Source organism: Ruegeria sp. CH6 (assembly GCF_056537005.1).
This window is the reverse complement of the sequence record NZ_JBQFQS010000047.1, coordinates 1-1,606: the sequence shown is the minus strand read 5'-3', so window position 1 is coordinate 1,606 and position 1,606 is coordinate 1. Positions and strand designations below refer to the sequence as shown.

The following is a 1,606-nucleotide window of genomic DNA, read 5'->3' as shown; positions in this document are numbered from 1 at the left end:
CCGTCGTTCCAGATGGCCTTGATCAGCGCGATGCACATTAGTGCCATGACGATCGAGAATGGCAGCGCCCCGATGACCATCGCGGTCTGGATCGCGCCTGTTCCGCCAGAGATCAGCAGACCACCAACTACCAATGCCAGAGCCGCGCCCCAGAACATGATGTGCGGACGCGCTTTGGGCCCTTCGTCACCGGCTGCATTGATCGTATTCACAATCAGGACCGCCGAGTCAGCGGACGTTACAAGGAACGTCAACAGCAGGACAACAATCACAGCGGCCATCGCCCACGCCAATGCTTCTGCAATCGGAGCAAGCATGTGTTCCGTCATTGCAAAGATCTTGTCGCCGTTCGCCGCATCCAGAATGACGCCGTTTGCGTCTCCGTTCAGTTCCAGATCGATTGCCGTACCTCCGGCCCAGGCGAACCAGACAAAGCACATCAGCGCGGGGACGATCATCGCGCCCAATACGAATTCACGGATCGTCCGACCTCTGGAAATCCGCGCCAGGAACAGGCCGACAAAGGGTGCGAACGCAATCCACCACGCCCAGTAGAAGACCGGCCACCAGCCCTGCCACTGTGCAAGCAGGAACGCTTCCGACCCCTCAACACCATCAGAGGCGTACACGTTGAAGCTCAGCCATGGCAGCGCGATCACATAATCCCAGATGCCTACGAAGAACGCCTTTGCACCAAAGAAGGTGGCACCGAACAGGATGAAGAAACCCAAAAGGAAGATCGATAGGCCCATGTTGATGTTCGACAGCCATTTGATGCCTTTCCCGACACCGGATAGAGCCGACAAGGTCGACGCACCCATGATGACAATCAGAGCAACGACGATGCCCAGTGTCGTGGCCGAACCATCAGGCTGAGCAAGGCCGCCGACACCGATACGTGTGAGCCCTGCAACGAATTGCTCGACACCGAAACCCAATGTCTGGGCTACCCCAAGAATAGTGGCAACAACGGCGACGATGTCGATCAAATGGCCGAGGTTGCCCGACAGCGATTTACCAAACAATGGTGTCAATGAAGAGCGGATCGTCAGTGGCAGTCCGCGACGGTAGCTGAAGAAAGCAAGCGCCAAGCCAGCTATCGCGTAACATGCCCAAGCCCCGAAACCCCAATGCAAATAAGACCAGACATAGGCCGTACGTACATTGTCGGCGTCCAGAGCCGTTGTGACACCCTGAATGACCGACGGGTTGTTTTTGAAATGCGCCACCGGTTCGGCAACGGCCCATGTCAGCATGCCAACACCAATGCCCGCACCAAACATCATGGAAAACCATGAGAAGTTTGAAAATTCGGGCTTCTCGCCTTCCACACCCAGCTTCAGCCGCCCCGCTGTGGGCCACATCGCCAAGCCTATGCAGACGATCACAAACGCAGTCACAACCCAGATGTACCAGGCGGCGAACTGCGCCAGAATGGCAGCGTTCCAATCGCCCAGAACGCGCCCGGCTTGTGTCGGCCAAACAATACACCAGACGACCAGCAGGCTGATGATGATCTTGCTGATCACCGTCACATTAATACTGAACCCCCGATAAAAACCGTTGTCAGCGGTCTTGATCGGAAGTTCCGAAAGAGGTGGCTTTA

General features: G+C 56.5%; 1 protein-coding gene. It reads right to left on the bottom strand.

The window, feature by feature from the left end:
* Nucleotides 1-1,606: BCCT family transporter (locus ACR0CW_RS23110; protein WP_480789580.1), on the bottom strand; the 1,606-nt coding region annotated here is incomplete at both ends.